The following is a 16,236-nucleotide window of genomic DNA, read 5'->3' as shown; positions in this document are numbered from 1 at the left end:
ATGGACGGCGAACTGCTGGACATCGGCGAGGTGGCCCGACGGACCGGGCTGGCGGCGTCGGCGCTGCGCTACTACGAGAAGCAGGGGTTCATCGCCCCGGCCGGGCGCAACGGGCTGCGCCGCAGCTACCGCCCGGACGTGCTCGACCGCCTGGCGCTGATCGTCTGCGCGCGTGACGCCGGGTTCACCATCGCCGAGATCGCGGGGTTCCTGCGGGCGGCCCCCGGTGATCCGGAGCTGCGCGCCCGGCTGGCGGACAAGGCCGTGCGGCTGGAGGACGACATCGCCCGCCTGGAACGCATGCGCGACGCCCTGCGGCACGCCTCGGCCTGCGCGCACGAGCCCCTGGTGGAATGCCCTGACTTCAAGCGCCACTTCCGGCCGGACGGCGGTGGTCAGTCGGCCTCGGAGCGGCCCTCGCGCCAGTAGCCCATGAACGCGACCGCGCGCCGGTCCATGCCACGGTCGGCCACCAGGTGCCGTCGCAGCCCCTTGATCACCCCGGCCTCGCCGGCCAGCCAGGCGTACAGGGGGCCGGGAGGCCGCTCGTCCTCGGGGACCTCCCACAGGTCGTCGACGTCCACGTCCTCGACGGAGTTGTTGGCGGCCAGCGGGGGCAGCAGCCGGTCGGCGGCGGCGACGACGGCCGGGTGGAGCAGGCTGCCGCGCGGGACGCCTGACCTCGCCAGCCAGGTGATCTTGACCTGGCTGGGCGTCTCGATGTCGAGGGTGTCGGCCTCGTACGGGACCTCCATCAGGGCCTCGCCGGTGCACCCGGCGGGGAGCCGTTCGAGGGTGGCGGCGATCGCGGGGACGGCGGTCTCGTCGCCGGCGAGCAGCACCGGGCCGTTCTCGGCGCGCGGGCGGAAGGCCATGCCGGCGCTGGGGCCGTCGAAGCCGGCGTTCGGGCCGAACAGGAGGGCGGGCGCGCCGGGCCGCACGGTCGCGGCCCAACGGGCGACCGGGCCGCTGTGGCCGTCGTCGTCGTGCAGCGCGATGTCCACGTCGACCTCGCGCAGGTGCGGCCGGGCCAGCCGTACGGTGAGCGTGCGGATGGGGTTGCGCAGCTCGCCGGGCAGCTCGCGCCAGCGCTGATACCAGCCGGGGCCCTTGGGCATGGGGGTCAGGCCGTGCCCGGCCAGCGGCAGGATGAGCTTGATCCGCTGGTCGTAGCCGATGTCGGCGAAGTGTGCCAGGTCGGCACCGCTGAAGGTCACGCGCAGGAACGACGGGCTGAGCCGTTCGGTCCTGCTCACCTCGACCTCGAACATACCAAAAGGCTCCGTCATATTAGGTGAGCCTAACCTAAAACGCTATCCGGGCAAGCCGGTGAGCGGCGCGCTGTCGCGCCACAGGGCCACGTCCCGGTCGCGGGCCGGTTCGGACGGCTGCGGCCAGGTCAGCTTCCCCCGGACCAGTGCCGCGTACCCCTGGCCGGACGGCGGGCGTACGGCGCCGAGCGCCAGGTCGGCGAGGGTCGCGCCGGCGGCCTGCCGGGTGTTCGTGCGCGGCACCAGGCGGCCGAGCGGCGAGCCGAGCAGCGCCCAGGCCGGCCGGATCGCCGGGCTGAAGTTGCGCGACAGGCCGGTGCCCGGCGTCGGCCCGGGCCGCCGAGCACGCCCGGCACGACCCCGCCGTGCACGCCCGCACGCTCGCGGTCGTGCTGGACGGCCTGCGCGCGGCATGACATCCGTCATGTCAGGTCCATGACGGAGCGGACTGGTAGCCCCGTACGCCATCCATAAGGATCAAATCAACACAAAACATCGATCTTGGAGGTGGCATGCGACGCGTGATCGTGGGAGTCGGGCTCGGCGCGCTGCTGGTCGCGGGCGCGGGGACGCCGGCGGCCGCCGAGCGAGGCGGCCTGGACCGGGACGCGCTCGACCGGACGCTGACGGCGATCGAAGCAGCCGGCATGTACGGGACGTACTCGGCGGCACAGGACGGGCGGCAGGCGTGGAAGGGCGCCGCCGGGGTGGCCGACATCGAGACCCGCAGGCCGGTCCGCGCCGACATGCGGCACCGGGTCGGTAGCGTCACCAAGACCTTCACCGCGGTCGCCGTCATGCAGCAGGTGGCGCGCGGCACGATCGAGCTGGACGCGCCGGTGGCCCGCTACCTGCCCGGCCTCGTCACCGACGAGCGCGTCACCGTCCGGATGCTGCTCAACCACACCAGCCACATCGCCGACCACGTGGCGTACGCGTTCCCGTCGCTGTTGCAGGGCTCGACGGCCAGCCTCGACGACAACCGGTTCCGCTCGTTCACCGACGAGGAGCTGGCCCGCCTCGGCCTGGCCGCGCCGCCCACCGGGGAGCCGGGCGCGCTGCCCGGTTCGTACTCCAACACCAACTACGTGCTCGCCGGGATGGTGCTGGAGAAGGTCACCGGCCAGGACGCCGAGCGCTACATCACCCGCCACGTGATCCGCAAGGCCGGGCTGCGCCACACCTCGTTCCCGCGCTCGCCGCACATCCCCGGGCCGCACTCCAAGCTGTACGAGTCGTGGTACGGCTTCATCGACCCGCCGCGCGACTACAGCGTCTACGACATGTCGTGGATCGGCACCGCCGGGGCCGTCGTGTCCACGATGGACGACCTCAACCAGTTCTACCGCGCCCTGCTCGGCGGCCGGCTGCTCGGGGCCGAGCAACTCGCCGAGATGAAGCGCACGGTGCCGGTCGCGGTCGGCGGCGGGGCCTTCGCGTACGGGCTCGGCATCTACCCCGCCGACCTGCCCTGCGGCCGGTTCTGGGGGCACGACGGCGCCGTGTTCGGGTCGATCACCCAGTCGCTGACCAGCGAGGACGGCAAGCGGCAGGTGTCGATCGGGCTGAACCTGGCCAAGTACCAGCGGATCGAGAACGGCACCATCCCGATCCACCCGATCGACGTGGCCGCGGGCAATCACCTGTTCACCGCCCTGTGTGGCGGCGAGGGCGCCACGGCCCGCAGCGCCCAGGCCCCGTTCGTCCCCTTCCAGGCCGACCGGACGCTGATCAAGCGCCAGTAGGTTGGGCGCATGCTCGACTATGACCGTGAGGCGGCCTCGTACGACGCGACACGCGGCGGCGAGGCCAGGGCCGGGGCCGCGGCGGAGGCGATCGAGCGGCTGCTGCCGCCCGGCGCGCGGGTCGTGGTGGACGTGGCGTGCGGCACCGGGATCGTCACCACGCGACTGCGGCGGGCCGGCCGGCTCGTCGCGGGCGTGGACCGGGCGGCCGGGATGGCGGCGGTCGCCGCCTCGCGGCTGCCCGGCGGCGTCGTGCGGGGCGACGCGGCGCGGCTGCCGTTCGCCGGGGGCTCGGCCGACGCGCTCACCATGATCTGGCTGCTGCACCTGCTCGACCACGACACGTCGGCGGCGGTGCTGGCCGGGGCGGCGCGGGTGCTGCGGCCGGGCGGCACGCTGATCACCACCGTCGACAAGACCGACGCCGTCTACAGGGCCGGTGACGAGCGGCTCAGCCGGGCCCGTGACGCGCACGTGCCGCAGGCGAGCGACGCGCTGGACCGGGTGCTCGACGTGGGCGCCGGGTGCGGGCTGGCGATGGCGGGCCGCACCACGTTCGCGGGGGTGGGACAGGGGCGCAGCCCGCGCGCGTGGGGCGACCTCCTCGGCGGGACCGGCCTCGGCTGGACCCGGCACGCCGACCCGGCCGTCGTCGCCGGGCTGCGCGAGCACCTGGCCGGGCTCCCCGGCCAGGACGTCCCGGGACCCGACCCGGTCTACACGCTGCTCGCGCTGGTCAAGGCTTAGGAGGCCGGCGGCCGGGCCGGCTTGACCTTGACGCTACGTCAACGTCTCTAATGGAGGCATGCTGATCGGCGAGCTCGCCGCGCTGGTCGGGGTGTCGACCCGGACCGTGCGCCACTACCACCACCTCGGCCTGCTGCCCGAGCCCGAACGCACCTCGGGCGGCTATCGCGCGTACCGGATGCGTGACGCCGTGCTGCTGGCGCGGGTGCGGCGGCTGGCCGAGCTCGGGCTGTCCCTGGACGAGATCCGCGACGTGCTGGCCGACGACCAGGGCAAGGACCTGCGCGAGGTGCTGCGCGAGCTGGACGACGACCTCGCCAGGCAGCAGGAGGCGATCGGGACGCGGCGGGCGCGGCTGGCGGCGCTGCTGGAGGAGCCCGAGCTGGGCGCCGACTCGGCCGTGTCGCCCGAGATGGGCGAGGTGCTGCGCGACCTCGCACCCGACGGGTCGGCCTTCGCCCAGCTCGACCAGGGGATGCTCGCGCTGCTCGACACCGTGGCCGACCCGGAGGACCGGGAGTGGGCGCTGCGGGCGCTGCGGCCCTTCACCGAGCCCGGGGTGGTCGAGCGGGTCCACGAGATGTACGCCAGGCTCGACGAGATCGCCGGGGCCGACCCCGGCGACTCCCGGCTGCCGGCGCTGGCCGCCGACCTGGCCGCGCACATCCCGGCCGAGCTGGCCGGGGCGATGAGCGGCAGCGAGGAGTGGATGGACCTGGTGTTCGCCGAGCTGACCCCGGCGCAGGCAGTGGTTTTCAGGCAGGTCGTGGCGTTGCTGAAGAAGGAGGGCTGATGGACCGGGTGCGCCGGATCATGGACTTCGACCGGAAGGGGATGGCCAGCCTGGTGCTGTGGGCGCGGCGGCGGCGCGACGGGGTGCCGCCCGGCGCCGTCGAGGTCTCCTACTCGCGGGAGCAGTCGACCACCATGATGGTCTTCGCGTTCGCCATGGCCGTGGAGCTGATCGCCGTCGAGGTGCTGCTCCAGGCCATGGACGTGGACCTGTGGGTGCGGCTGGTCGTGCTGGTGCTGGACGCGTACTCGCTGCTGTTCGTGCTCGCGATGATCGCCGCCTGCGTCACCCGGCCGCACGTCGTCACCGGCGGCGAGCTGCGGATCCGCTACGGCGCGTTCCTCGACGTCCGCGTCCCGCGCGAGCTCGTCGCCTCGGTCCGCCTCGTGCGCAGCTACAACGAGACGGGCCTGGTCACGGTCGCGGACGGGCGGCTCGGCGTGGCCGTGTCGTCGCAGACGAACGTGGTCGTCCAGCTCACCGAGCCGATCACCGTGACCCGGCCGCTGGGGCAGCGGGCCGAGGTCACGGTGATCCGGTTCTTCGCCGACAGTCCCGGCGACCTGGTGGCCGCGCTGAGGTCGGCCGAGCCGAGCCCCGCCTAGCGGCAGCGGCCGCCGTTCAGGTGGAAGACCTCCGGGGCCGGGTTCGGGCCCGGGGTCGCGGCGCCGACGAAGCCGAACGTCACCGAACCGCCCGGCTTGATCCGCGCGTTCCAGCCGAGGCCCTTCGCCGTCACCACCGGGCCCGCCTGCGTGACCTCGGCCGCCCAGGCGTGCTTGACCTCCTGCGCGCCCGGGAACGACCAGCGCAGCGTCCAGCCGTCGATCGCCCGGTCACCGGTGTTCTCGATGACGACCTGGCTGGTGAAGCCGCGCGGCCACGAGCCGTGCGCGGTGTAGCGGACCTCGCAGGAGGCCCCCGCCGAGCGGTCGGCCAGGAAGGACGAGATCCAGGCCAGCGGCGAGTTCCAGTTGATCGTCAGCTCGTTGGTGGCCCAGGACTCGATGTGGTCGATGTAGCAGAACTGCGGCTTGCAGCCCTGGAGCAGCCGCTGCGCCAGCGGGTCCTGGATGGCCGAGTTGGGGCCGCCCGAGAGGGTGCCGCGCGGCGGGTTGGGCAGTGCGGGGTCGAGCTGGCGGGCGTACCAGCGGCTGTGCTGGTTCTTCGACGCCACCTCGCCGTAGCCGGTGACGTACGACTGGTTGAGCGCGTTGCGGCCGAGGATGTAGTCCATGCTCTCGCGGACGGCCGCGCGATACTTCTCCTGCCCGGTCAGGTCGTACGCGGTCGCCAGCACCACCATGTTGTTGAGGATCAGGTTGTTGGACCCCCAGTCGAACGACGGCGGGTCGTACGGCATGCCGTACGGGTGCTCGCGCTGGATCTCCAGATACTTGTCGGCGCCCTCGACGACCGAGGCGCGCACCCGCTCGCGGTCCGGCAGCGCGTTGGGCACGGTCGCCAGGTCGAGGCGGCCGAGCGGCGCGGTGAAGCCCCAGTCGAAGCCGCGCTCGCGCCAGATGTCGCCGGTGTGGTGCGGCGAGGCGAGCACGTACTCCTGGAACGCCTTCTCGCCCGTCGTGATGAACAGCTCGGCGGCGGCCCAGTAGAACTCGTCGCTGACGTCGCCGTCGGCGTAGGAGCCGCCGCCGACGCCGTCGTTCGGGTCGGCGTACTTGTCGGGGTTCGCCACGGCGGCGGCCCAGGCGGCGCGCGCGGCCTTCAGGTTGCGGGCGGCGAAGGCGGCGTCGTACGGGGCGAACAGGCGGGCGGCCTGCGCGGCGGTGGCGGCCAGGTTCAGCGTGGCCGCGGTGGACGGCGGGTGCAGCTCGCGGGGCTGCGGGTCCAGGTGCGGCATCAGCGGCAGCCCGGTCCAGGCCCGGTCGTGGATCTTGTGGTGGGCCATCCCGGCCAGCGTCTCGCCCTCGGGCACCTGCATGCTGAGCAGGAACTCCTGCTCCCAGCGGACCTCGTCGAGCACGTCGGGGACGCCGTTGCCGCTCTCGGGGAGGGTGAGCTGGCCGTCGGTGAAGGCGGCCTTGTCCCGCTCGTAGGCGGCCATCAGCTGGTAGGCGGAGATGCCGCCGTTGACCACGTACTTGCCGTGGTCGCCCGCGTCGTACCAGCCGCCCTTGACGTCGAGCGTGTAGTCGCAGACGCCGGGCTGGCAGGGGACCTTCGTGTCGCCCTGGTTGGGCTCGACGCCCGCGTGACCGGCGGGGCGGCCGTAGCCGGGGCGCAGCTCGTCCAGGATCTCGACGCCGCTGCGCTGGGTGTAGTAGAACTTCAGCGCGTCCACCCGCATGTCGTCATACAGGCCGGGGGCCAGGTCGAACGGGCGGCTGGTCTCGCCGTCGGCCGTGAGCGTGTAGCCCTGGCCGGGCTTGGCGTAGGCGGTGAAGTCGATCGTGTGGACGTTCTGGCCGGAGCTGGCGTCCATGCCGCGCGGGGTGCTCGCGCCGGTGGCGACGGTCTCGCCGGCGGCGTCCTTGAGCTGCCAGTCCACCGCGTCGGTCTTCTCGGTGACGACGGTGGCCTTCTTGGGGCCATCGGGCAGGTAGCCGACCATGTTCACCCGGACGCGCGGGCCGGTGTCGGGCTCGTACTCCTCCGGCTCGGCGCCGCCCTTCAGCGACACGTCGTCCATGCAGAACCTCCAGGGCTCGGCGCTGCCGCCCAGCTGGAAGACGACCTGGGCGTTCGGCAGCGAGACGGGGGCGGTGAAGGTGTAGGAGTAGTCGTTGCCCGACACGCTCAGCTCGGGGGCCGCCGAAAGATACTGCGTCCACGGGTCCACGGGGAGCTGGATGAGGGCCCGGCCGACCTTGGCGGGGGTGGCGGAGGCGGTGAACGAGTAGGCGTACGTCTCGCCCTCGACGAGCGGCAGGTCGTTCTGGCCGATGATCACGTCCCACGGGTTGGCGGTGCCGCCGGGGATGTCGGCGCACAGGCGGCCGGTGTCGAGCTCGGGGGTGACGTTGGCGGTGCCCCACCAGGGGGCGGTGGAGGAGTCGAAGGTGCCGTTGACGATCTGCTCCGGGCCCTCGTCGGCGTGGGCCGGCGTGGCGGCGGCCAAGGGGAGCAGGAGGAAGAGGGCCGCTGCCGCGGCCCGGCGTAGGGTCATGGGGGGTGTCCTTCGGGAGGTTGGGAGCGCTCCCAGGATCTTGCGGCCGAGGCCGCCGCCCCGTCAACGGCCCCTTCTCACCGCCTGTGAAACTTTCCCGCCGCCTGCCTGGCCATCGCCGCGGACGAGCGTGAAACTTTCATCCGGCCATCGCTTCCAGCAGGTCGGCGGCCCGGACGGTGCCGCCCTCGGCGCGCGTCTCCTCGCGCAGCAGCGCCGAACGCCGCGCCACCGCCGGGTCGGTCGTCAGCGCGGTCAGCGCCTCGCGCAACGCCTCCGGGGTCGCCTCGGCCGTGTCGAGTCGCCGGGCCACCCCCAGCTCCACCAGCCGGTCGGCGTTCATGAACTGGTCGACCGCCTGCGGCACGGCGATCATCGGGACGCCCATGAACAGCCCCTCGCTGCTCCCGCCCATGCCCGCGTGCGTGACGAACGCGTCGGCCTGCTCCAGGATCGCCAGCTGCGGCACCCAGGAATGCACCTCCACGTTGCCCGGGATCGGCCCCAGCTCCGCCGGATCGGTGCGCTTGCCGATCTGCAGCACGACATGCCAGCCTGGCAGGTCACCGAAGGCGGCCAGGCAGTTGCGGTAGAACTCCGGCTGCTGCGTGTAGGCCGACCCGAGCGACACCAGCAGCACCCGCTCCGCGCCCGCCGGCTTCGTCCAGCCCTCCCGCGCCCCCAGGCACGGGCCGACGAACGTCACCACGTCCGTGTCGACCTCGTCCGCGTGCGGCTGCATGGCGCGCGGGATCGTCGCGACGCAGCGCGGCGGATGGCCGGAGAAGTCGTCCATGTCGGTCGTCGTCGCCCCGTTGCCGGCCAGCCAGCCGGTGAACTTCGCCCGGTAGGCGTCGGCGCCGGGAAGCTGCCAGATCTGCGCGGCCACGTCGTTGTCGTACTGCTTCCAGGCCACCATCGCCGGGGAGAGCTGCACGATCGGACGGCCCTGCGACTCGGCCAGCGCGCGGGCCGCGTAGGAGCCGATGTCGTACAGGTAGAGGTCGGCGGGATCGCGGTCGTAGACCTCGCGGAGCTGCGGCAGCATCTGGATGTTGTCATCCAGGAACACGCCCATCGCCTCGATCGGGTCGTCCGGCCAGTCGTAGTCGGCCACCGGCAGCGTCGACCGGTAGGCGACCAGCTCGGCGCCGGTCGCCGTGACCACCTCGCGCACCGAAGGGTCGTTGGCGTAGGTCACCCGGTGGCCGCGCGAGGCGAGCTCCCGGATGATCTCCAGGCTGGGCAGGACGTGGCTGATCGCGGGGATGCCGACCATCGCGATGTGCATCCGCCGATCTTATCGGCCTGCCGCCCGGCAGTCCGGCCCGCGCGGCCCGTGTCAGGCGCGCCCGTCACACGCCCGGGGCTTGCGGGGCCGCTCCGGCTTGCCCAGGGCCTTCATCAGCTCCGCCGTGAGCGGCCCCATCCCGTACGTCCTGTCCGACAGGCGCAACGGCTTGTCCCCGGGCGGCAGGACCCGGTTGCCCGAGCACAGCCCCGTGGTCAGCCCCTTCTTCCCCTTCCTGGCGAACACCAGGTAGCGGGTGCCCTTGGCGAACTGGTAGCCGCAGGCCGCGCTCTGCGCCCTGGTGCGCACCTGGGTCCTGACGCCCGGCGACCCCTTGTACACGTGGTCGACGCGGAGCGTGGCCACCACCTCACCGCCGTCCAGCATCGGCTCCACCACGCGCACGCCCGTGGCCGTCGCCGTGAACACGGCCGACGACCCGCGCACCAGCTCCTTCGGCTTCGCCACCGCGCAGCTGCACGCGGCGGCCGGACCGGCGACGCCCACCAGGAAGCCCGCCACCATCACGAGCACGACGAGAACACGACTCATGCCCTCACACACGTACGCCGGCCCGCCTCGGTTCACCCCGGGACGCGCCGCGTCACAGGGGGAGGCCGCCGGTGGCCGCGTTGGTGGAGCCGGTGGAGCGGTAGGCGTCGATGGTGCGCTCGGCGATGCGCATCTGGTGGATCTCGTCGGCGCCGTCGGCGAAGCGGGCCCAGCGGGCGTGCTGGAACATGTGGGCCAGCGGGGTGTCCGTGGAGTAGCCGAGGGCGCCGTGGACCTGGATGGCCCGGTCGACGATGCGGTTAAGGCTGCCCGCGACGAAGTGCTTGGCCATGGACACCTCGGTGCGGAAGTCCTCGCCCTTGTCGATCTTGGAGGCGGCGTGCAGGACCATGAGCTTGCACTGGTAGAGCTCCATGGCGGAGTCGGCGATGAGCCACTGGACGCCCTGCTTGTCGGCCAGCAGCGAGCCGTGGCTGTAGCGGTTGAGCGCCCGGTCGACCATCATGTCGAGCGCGGTCTCCGCCTGGGAGATCCAGCGCATGCAGTGGGCGAGCCGGGCGGGGCCGAGACGATACTGGCCCAGGCGGTGGCCGTTGCCGCGTCCGCCGAGGATCTGCCCGGAGGGCACGCGCAGGTCCTTGATGACGATCTCGCTGTGGCCGGTCGAGCCGTGCATGGTCTCGATCTCGCGGACGTCGTTCCAGCCGTCCTGGGGCAGGTCGATGAGGAAGGCGGTGTTGGCGCCGCGGGCGCCTTCGGGGACGTCGGGCTCGGTCCTGGCGATGAGGATGGCGAAGCTGGCCCGCCGGGCGTTGGAGATGAACCACTTGTGCCCGTTGATGACCCATTCGTCGCCGTCCTGGACGGCGTTGGTGCGGATGAGCGTCGGGTCCGAGCCGGCGACCTCGGGCTCGGTCATGGCGAAGCACGACATCTTGACGCCGTCGAGCAGGGGCCGCAGGTACTTGTCCTTCTGCTCGTCGGTGGCCCAGTGCAGCAGGGTGTGCATGTTGCCCTCGTCGGGGGCCTGGCAGTTGAGCACCCACGGCCCGAGCCGGGTCTTGGCCGCCTCCGACTGCACCATGGCGAGCTCCACGTGGCCCAGGCCCATGCCGCCCCACTCCTTGGGCATGTGCGGCAGCCACAGCCCTTCGGCCTTGGCCTTCTCGCGCAGCTTGAAGATGCCGCGCAGGTAGGCGTCGCGGTCGCTCTCGCGCAGCTCCTCACTGGCGGGGATCACGACCTCCTGGATGAAGGCGCGCACCCGCTTGCGGATCTCCTCGTGCTCGGGGGCGAGGGTGAAGTCGATGGCCATGTCGTTCTCCTATTGGTCGGGATAGTGGCAGGCGACGAAGTGGTCGCCGCCGTTCAGCGAGCGGATCTCGGGCTCCTCCGCGGCGCACCGGGCGGCGGCGCGGGGGCAGCGGGTACGGAAGCGGCAGCCGGTGGGCGGGCTGACCGGCGACGGCGGCTCGCCGGTGATGAGCCGGTCGGCCGGGGGCAGGCCGAGGCCGCCGCCGGGGATGGAGGCGAGCAGCGCCCGCGTGTACGGGTGGGCGGGGCGGGCGACCAGCTCCTCGCTGGGGGCGAGCTCGCACGTCTTGCCCAGGTACATCACCAGGACGCGGTCGCTGACGTTCTTGACCACGGCCAGATCGTGGGCGATGAACACGAGCGTCAGCCCGAAACGGGCCTTGAGGTCCTCCAGCAGGCCGAGGATCTGGGCCTGCACCGACACGTCGAGCGCCGACACCGGCTCGTCGCAGATCACCACCTCGGGCTCCAGCACGAGGGCGCGGGCGATGGAGACGCGCTGGCACTGCCCGCCGGAGAACTCGTGCGGCCGCCGCTCGGCCGCCGTGGCCGGGTCGAGGCCGACGGCCTCCAGGACCTCGTCGACGGCCAGGCCGTCGTGGCCCCACACGCGCGGCCCCTCGGCGACGATGTCGCGGACGCGGCGGCGCGGGTTGAGCGACGAGATCGGGTCCTGGAAGATCATCTGAAGCCGTCGCCGGGTGCGCCGCAGCGCCTCGCCGCGCAGCGTGGTCAGCTCGACGCCGTCCAGCCGCACCGAGCCGGATCGCGGCGGCGGGAGCTGGATGAGCGCCCGCGCGGTGCTCGACTTGCCGCAGCCGGACTCGCCGACGATGCCCAGCGTCTCGCCCCTGGCCAGGTCGAAGCTCACCCCGGACACGGCTCTGACGGTACGGCCGCGCCCGGCGGGGAACTCGACCACCAGGCCGACGGCCTGGAGCAGCACCTCGTCACGCGGGCGCAGGTGCGCCGTCCCGCTACCGGCCATGGCTGTCCGCCCCTTCGCTCTCCGTCATGGTCCTGCCCACCGGGTGCCAGCAGGCATGCAGGTGGCCGCCCTCCGCCACCAGCGGGGGAGCCTGCTCGGCGCACCGGTCGCGGGCGTAGGCGCACCGGGGCCGGAACGCGCAGCCGTCCGGCACGGCGGCCAGGTCGGGCGGCCGGCCGGGGATGACGCGCAGCCGGTGGTGCGCGGGGTCGGTCAGCCGGGGCGCGGCCTGGAGCAGCGCCTCGGTGTACGGCATGCGGGTGCGCTCGAACACGTCGGCCGCGGGCCCGCGTTCGACGACCTTGCCCGCGTACATGACGATGACCTCGTCGGCCCACTGCCGCACCACGGACAGGTCGTGGCTGACGAGCACCACGGCCATGTCGCGCTCCTCGCGCAGCCGGTGGACGAGGCGCAGCACCTGGTCCTGGACGGTGACGTCGAGCGCGGTCGTGGGCTCGTCGGCGAACAGCACGTCGGGCCCGCATGAGAGCGCCATGGCGATGGTGACGCGCTGCCGCATGCCGCCGGAGAGCTGGTGCGGGTAGCGGCCGAGCGTGCGGGCCGGGTCGGGGATGCCGACGGAGGCGAGCAGCCGGGCCGCCTCCTCGCGCGCCTGCCGGCGACTCATGCCCAGGTGGACCCGGAGCGGCTCGGCGACCTGGGCGCCGATCGTGCGGACGGGGTTGAGGGCGGTCATCGGGTCCTGGAAGACGGCGCCCAGCCGGCGGCCGAGCACCTGGCGCATCCGTTCGGGGGTGAACGCGGTCAGCTCGTCGCCCCCCAGGTGGACGTGCCCGCCGCGCGCCACGCCCGCGCCGGGCAGCAGGCCGAGGACGGAGCGGATCAGCATCGACTTGCCGGAGCCGGACTCGCCGACGACGGCCAGCGTCCTGCCGCGTTCGAGCGTGAACGACACCCCGTCCACGGCCTTGACGGGGCCGCGCGGGGTGAGGAAGTGCGTGCGCAGGTCGTCCACCTGGAGCAGCGCGCCGGTGAGCGGCCGGGGCCCGGCGGACGGCAGGACCGCCGGGGCCTGCCGCGTCGGTTCCAGGCCGCTTGGCCGCACGTCGCCGGCGGCCCGCAGCCGGTCGCCGACCAGGTTGAACGACAGCACGGTCAGGAACATCACGACCGACGGCGCGAGCACGACGTGCGGCGCGGTCTCCATCAGCGCCCGCCCCTCGTTGATCAGCCCGCCCCACGTGGGCGTCGGCGCCTGCACCGACAGGCCGAGGAAGGCCAGGCTGCCCTCCGCGACGACGACCACGGCCATGCCGACGAAGGCGTACGAGGCCGCGGGCACGGCGACGTTGGGCATGATCTCCCGCCACAGGATGCGCCGGTCGCGCACGCCCAGCACCCGGGCGGCGAGCACGAACTCCCGCTCGGCGAACGACAGCGTCGCCCCGCGGATCAGCCGCGTCCACGCGGGCACCCCGAGGACGCCGAGGACGACGAGCACGTTGCGCAGGCTGGCCCCGGCGAAGGCGACCACGGCCAGCGCGAACACCAGCGCCGGGAAGGCCAGCGCCACGTCGTTGACCGCCATGATCACCGCGTCGGCGGCCCGCCTGCGGTACCCGGCCAGCACGCCGAGCGGGGCGCCGATGGCCAGGCCGAGGACGACCGCGCCGATGCCCACGCCGAGCGAGACGCGCGCCCCGTGCACGACCCTGCTGAGCACGTCGCGGCCGAGGCCGTCGGTGCCGAACGGGTGCGCGGCGCTGGGCCCGGCCTGGGGCGGCCCGGCCAGCGTCTCGTCGTAGCGGGCGATGGGCAGCAGGTCGGCCAGCACGGCGGCGGCCAGCACGAGCGCGATCCACGCGACGGCGATCCAGAACCCGGCCCCGAGCCGCCTACGCACGCCGGATCCTCGGGTCCACGGCGGCGTACACGACGTCGACGGCGAAGTTGACCAGCACGTAGCCGACGGAGATCAGCACGACGCCTCCCTGAACGGTCAGGTGGTCGCGGGAGAAGATGGAGTCGACGATGAGCCGCCCGATGCCCGGCAGCCCGAACAGAGTCTCGATGATCACGGTGCCGCCGATGAGCGCGCCCATGTTGAGCCCGACGGCGGTGATCAGCGAGATCGCCGACGGGCGCAGCGCGTGCCGCCACAGGATGCGGCGCGGCGACAGCCCGCGGGCGCGGGCGAGCGTGATGTAGTCCTCCTGGAGGGTGGCGATCAGGTCGGCGCGCAGCAGCCGCGCGTACACGGCGAGCTGCCCGCAGCCGAGCGTGACGGCGGGCAGCAGCACCGAGGTGATGTTCCACCCCAGATCCACCGAGATCGGCGTCCAGCCGGTGGCGGGCACCACCTGCCAGGTGACCGCGAACAGCAGGATGAGCAGCACCCCGAGCACGAACACCGGCGTGGACAGCAGCGCGAAGCTCAGCGCGGTCAGCGCCTGGTCGAGCGCCCTCCCGGCCCGGCGCGCGGCGGCGATGCCCACGGGGACCGCCAGCCCGAGCGCCACGACCTGGGCGGCCACGAGCAGCTCCAGCGTGACCGGCAGCCGCTCGGCCAGCTCGCCCGCGACCGGCGTCCGGGTGATGGGCGAGGTGCCGAAGTCGCCGGTGAGCAGGTCGCCGAGCCAGCCCGCGTAGCGGACGAGCAGCGGCTCGTCCAGGCCGAGTTCCTGCCGGAGCCGCGCGCGGGCCTCCTCGTCCGCGCCGATGCCGAGGATCTGCGTGACCGGGTCGCCGGGCAGCAGCGCGAGCATCACGTAGGACAGGAACGTCACCACGAGCAGCACGATCACGAGCCGGGCCAGCCGGTGCAGGACGATCACCGCGGGCTGACCCAGAGCTGCGTGAACGGGTGGTACGGCACGGGCGAGCCGGTCAGCGGCAGCCCCTTCTCGCCGTCGGGCAGCACCTGCTCGCCGATGCCGCGCACCTTGGTCCTGGCCACGACCGCGCCGGTGTCGAGGTGGTCGACGAACACGAACGGCACCAGCTCGCGCAGCCGCTCCTGGACGGTGGCGTACGCCTGCTTGCGGGCGCTCTCGTCCGGGTTCGTCCGGCCGAGGTCGAACGCCTTGCTGAGCTTGTCGTCCCGCAGCCGGGTGAAGTTCAGCGAGACCTGGCCGACGGGCTTGGAGTACGCCTGGTGCATCCAGATGTACTCGCCGTCGGGGTCGGGGGAGGAGAACTGCACCCATACGGTGGCGGCGTAGTTGCCGGTGACCGCCCGGTTGATGAGGTCGGCCTGGTCGGCCTGCTTGATCGTCACGTCCACGCCGGCCTTGCGCCACATGTCCTGGGCCAGCTCGATGCCCTGCATGGTGTTCGGGTCGGGGGTGGAGATGATCTCGAACGCGATCGGTCCCTTCTCCGCCTCGACCTCCTTGACCAGCGCGGTCGCCTTGGCCAGGTCGTAGGCGGGGTAGGCGCCGCCACCGGCGTACCACGGGGAGTCGCGCGACCACGGCCCGTCGGCCGGCTGGGTGAGCCCGCCGCGCAGCGTCTTGATGATCGTCGCCCGGTCCAGCGCGTGCGCGAGCGCCCGGCGCACCCGCAGGTCGTCGAGCGGGGCGACGGCGGTGTTGAGCAGGAACATGTACTCCGGCACCGCCATGCCCCGGGCCCGATGGACGGTGTAGGCGTCCTTCTGGCCGCCGTACTTGGTGATGTCCTCGTCGCGGGTGGTGCCCATGGCGTCGATGCCGCCCGCTTCCAGGGTCTGCGCCCGGGTCTGGCTGTCGGGCAGGATGCGGAACTCGATCTCGTCCAGGTACGGCAGCCCGTCCCGCCAGTAGTCCGGGTTGCGGGTCACGACCATGCGGCTGTCGGGCACGTACTCCTTGAAGACGAACGCGCCGGTGCCGACGGGTTTGACGCTGGCCGTCCCGGGGTCGCGCAGCGACGCGGGCGGCACGATCATGCCGAGCTGGGCGGCCAGGTAGTAGGGGAAGGCCACCCACGGCTGGTTGAGCTTGACCGTGACCGTCATCGGGTCGGTGAGCTCGAAGGACTCGACGGGCACGAGGACCGCGTTGTTGAGCGGGGAGGCCTTCTGCGCCTCCAGGTTGGCCTTGACGACGTCGCCGGTCAGGGCCAGGCCGTCGTGGAAGGAGATGCCGGGCCGGACCTTGATCGCCCACTCGTCGTAGGTCTCGTTCGGGGTGAGCGATTCGGCGAGGTAGGGCTTCCAGTCGCCGTTCGCGTCAACGGTGACGAGGGGTTCGATGACGGTGCCGACCATGCTGTAGCTCTGCGAGGCGAACTGGTCCGTGACGGGGTTGAGCCCGTTGGCGTCGGCGCTGAGCCCGTAGACCAGCCGGCCGCCTCTCTGGGGGCCTGACGGCGCCTTCGACGACGGGTTTTCCGGCACGGCGACGGGCCGTTGCCCGCTGCACGCGACGAGCAGCAGCGTCGCCAGCGACAGTGCCGCGGGCCCTCTCCAGCGTTTCATCGACGCCTCCTCCCGGTCAGCCCC

The 16,236-nt window shown here is 72.9% G+C and carries 15 protein-coding genes; 5 read left to right on the top strand and 10 right to left on the bottom strand.

The window, feature by feature from the left end; translation table 11 throughout:
* Positions 1-429 (top strand): MerR family transcriptional regulator, encoded by a 429-nt coding sequence (locus tag ACBI99_RS42845; RefSeq protein ID WP_219508386.1) that lies wholly within the window; start codon positions 1-3, stop codon positions 427-429.
* Here the strand turns inward: ACBI99_RS42845 and ACBI99_RS42840 are convergent.
* A complete protein-coding gene (locus ACBI99_RS42840; protein WP_375075075.1) occupies positions 396-1,271 on the bottom strand; it encodes a siderophore-interacting protein in 876 nt (291 codons plus the stop codon). The two genes, ACBI99_RS42845 and ACBI99_RS42840, sit on opposite strands and share 34 nt — an antisense overlap.
* 42 nt (positions 1,272-1,313) lie before the next feature.
* A complete protein-coding gene (locus tag ACBI99_RS42835) occupies positions 1,314-1,697 on the bottom strand; it encodes a hypothetical protein (protein ID WP_375075074.1) in 384 nt (127 codons plus the stop codon).
* 86 nt (positions 1,698-1,783) lie between these two features.
* On the opposite strand from ACBI99_RS42835, the gene ACBI99_RS42830 reads away from it, so the two are divergent.
* The 4 genes from ACBI99_RS42830 to ACBI99_RS42815 are packed head-to-tail and all read left to right on the top strand — an operon-like array spanning position 1,784 to position 5,161.
* Entirely contained in the window at positions 1,784-3,016 is a 1,233-nt protein-coding gene (locus tag ACBI99_RS42830) for a serine hydrolase domain-containing protein (RefSeq protein ID WP_375075073.1), read from the top strand.
* Between the two features lie 9 nt (positions 3,017-3,025).
* On the top strand, positions 3,026-3,763 hold the full coding sequence (locus ACBI99_RS42825) for a class I SAM-dependent methyltransferase (protein ID WP_375075072.1): 738 nt from the start codon (positions 3,026-3,028) through the stop codon (positions 3,761-3,763).
* Between the two features lie 58 nt (positions 3,764-3,821).
* Entirely contained in the window at positions 3,822-4,556 is a 735-nt protein-coding gene (locus ACBI99_RS42820) for a MerR family transcriptional regulator (RefSeq protein ID WP_219508391.1), read from the top strand.
* Positions 4,556-5,161 carry a hypothetical protein gene (locus tag ACBI99_RS42815; RefSeq protein ID WP_375075071.1) on the top strand — a complete coding sequence of 202 codons (606 nt, stop codon included), beginning with the start codon at positions 4,556-4,558 and terminating at the stop codon, positions 5,159-5,161. The genes ACBI99_RS42820 and ACBI99_RS42815 overlap by 1 nt, the downstream gene beginning before the upstream one ends.
* Here ACBI99_RS42815 and ACBI99_RS42810 read toward each other — a convergent pair.
* From ACBI99_RS42810 to ACBI99_RS42775, 8 genes are all read right to left on the bottom strand, one after another.
* Positions 5,158-7,683, bottom strand: a complete 2,526-nt coding sequence (locus tag ACBI99_RS42810) for a glycoside hydrolase family 9 protein (RefSeq protein ID WP_375075070.1) — start codon at positions 7,681-7,683, stop codon at positions 5,158-5,160. The genes ACBI99_RS42815 and ACBI99_RS42810 overlap by 4 nt on opposite strands.
* Positions 7,684-7,822: 139 nt before the next feature.
* Positions 7,823-8,974: a macrolide family glycosyltransferase gene (locus tag ACBI99_RS42805; protein ID WP_375075069.1), complete on the bottom strand. Its 1,152-nt coding sequence runs from the start codon at positions 8,972-8,974 to the stop codon at positions 7,823-7,825.
* Positions 8,975-9,025: 51 nt separating this feature from the next.
* Positions 9,026-9,526: a hypothetical protein gene (locus ACBI99_RS42800; protein ID WP_219508394.1), complete on the bottom strand. Its 501-nt coding sequence runs from the start codon at positions 9,524-9,526 to the stop codon at positions 9,026-9,028.
* A gap of 52 nt (positions 9,527-9,578) precedes the next feature.
* The gene (locus ACBI99_RS42795) at positions 9,579-10,802 is read right to left on the bottom strand and encodes an acyl-CoA dehydrogenase family protein (RefSeq protein ID WP_219508395.1); all 1,224 of its coding nucleotides are present in this window, start codon (positions 10,800-10,802) and stop codon (positions 9,579-9,581) included.
* Positions 10,803-10,811: 9 nt separating this feature from the next.
* Positions 10,812-11,789: an ABC transporter ATP-binding protein gene (locus ACBI99_RS42790; RefSeq protein WP_219508396.1), complete on the bottom strand. Its 978-nt coding sequence runs from the start codon at positions 11,787-11,789 to the stop codon at positions 10,812-10,814.
* Positions 11,779-13,656, bottom strand: coding sequence for a dipeptide/oligopeptide/nickel ABC transporter permease/ATP-binding protein (locus ACBI99_RS42785; protein WP_308125903.1), 1,878 nt, complete (start codon positions 13,654-13,656; stop codon positions 11,779-11,781). The genes ACBI99_RS42790 and ACBI99_RS42785 overlap by 11 nt, the downstream gene beginning before the upstream one ends.
* Positions 13,649-14,587 (bottom strand): ABC transporter permease, encoded by a 939-nt coding sequence (locus ACBI99_RS42780; RefSeq protein ID WP_357583861.1) that lies wholly within the window; start codon positions 14,585-14,587, stop codon positions 13,649-13,651. The genes ACBI99_RS42785 and ACBI99_RS42780 overlap by 8 nt, the downstream gene beginning before the upstream one ends.
* Positions 14,584-16,212, bottom strand: a complete 1,629-nt coding sequence (locus ACBI99_RS42775) for an ABC transporter substrate-binding protein (protein WP_219508398.1) — start codon at positions 16,210-16,212, stop codon at positions 14,584-14,586. Before ACBI99_RS42775 ends, ACBI99_RS42780 begins: the two co-directional genes overlap by 4 nt.
* Positions 16,213-16,236 lie beyond the last annotated feature (24 nt).

It is taken from the genome of Nonomuraea sp. ATR24, assembly GCF_041950485.1.
Lineage (GTDB): Bacteria > Actinomycetota > Actinomycetes > Streptosporangiales > Streptosporangiaceae > Nonomuraea > Nonomuraea ceibae.
Note: the sequence above shows the minus strand (reverse complement) of the source record. Positions and strands in the feature narration are given on the sequence as shown.

Coding starts and splice junctions, on each gene's coding strand:
- ACBI99_RS42835 (WP_375075074.1), bottom strand. CDS start 1,697: ATGACGGATGTCATGCCGCGCGCAGGCCGTCCAGCACGACCGCGAGCG.
- ACBI99_RS42815 (WP_375075071.1), top strand. CDS start 4,556: ATGGACCGGGTGCGCCGGATCATGGACTTCGACCGGAAGGGGATGGCC.
- ACBI99_RS42840 (WP_375075075.1), bottom strand. CDS start 1,271: ATGTTCGAGGTCGAGGTGAGCAGGACCGAACGGCTCAGCCCGTCGTTC.
- ACBI99_RS42775 (WP_219508398.1), bottom strand. CDS start 16,212: ATGAAACGCTGGAGAGGGCCCGCGGCACTGTCGCTGGCGACGCTGCTG.
- ACBI99_RS42790 (WP_219508396.1), bottom strand. CDS start 11,789: ATGGCCGGTAGCGGGACGGCGCACCTGCGCCCGCGTGACGAGGTGCTG.
- ACBI99_RS42825 (WP_375075072.1), top strand. CDS start 3,026: ATGCTCGACTATGACCGTGAGGCGGCCTCGTACGACGCGACACGCGGC.
- ACBI99_RS42805 (WP_375075069.1), bottom strand. CDS start 8,974: ATGCACATCGCGATGGTCGGCATCCCCGCGATCAGCCACGTCCTGCCC.
- ACBI99_RS42800 (WP_219508394.1), bottom strand. CDS start 9,526: ATGAGTCGTGTTCTCGTCGTGCTCGTGATGGTGGCGGGCTTCCTGGTG.
- ACBI99_RS42820 (WP_219508391.1), top strand. CDS start 3,822: ATGCTGATCGGCGAGCTCGCCGCGCTGGTCGGGGTGTCGACCCGGACC.
- ACBI99_RS42845 (WP_219508386.1), top strand. CDS start 1: ATGGACGGCGAACTGCTGGACATCGGCGAGGTGGCCCGACGGACCGGG.
- ACBI99_RS42830 (WP_375075073.1), top strand. CDS start 1,784: ATGCGACGCGTGATCGTGGGAGTCGGGCTCGGCGCGCTGCTGGTCGCG.
- ACBI99_RS42810 (WP_375075070.1), bottom strand. CDS start 7,683: ATGACCCTACGCCGGGCCGCGGCAGCGGCCCTCTTCCTCCTGCTCCCC.
- ACBI99_RS42795 (WP_219508395.1), bottom strand. CDS start 10,802: ATGGCCATCGACTTCACCCTCGCCCCCGAGCACGAGGAGATCCGCAAG.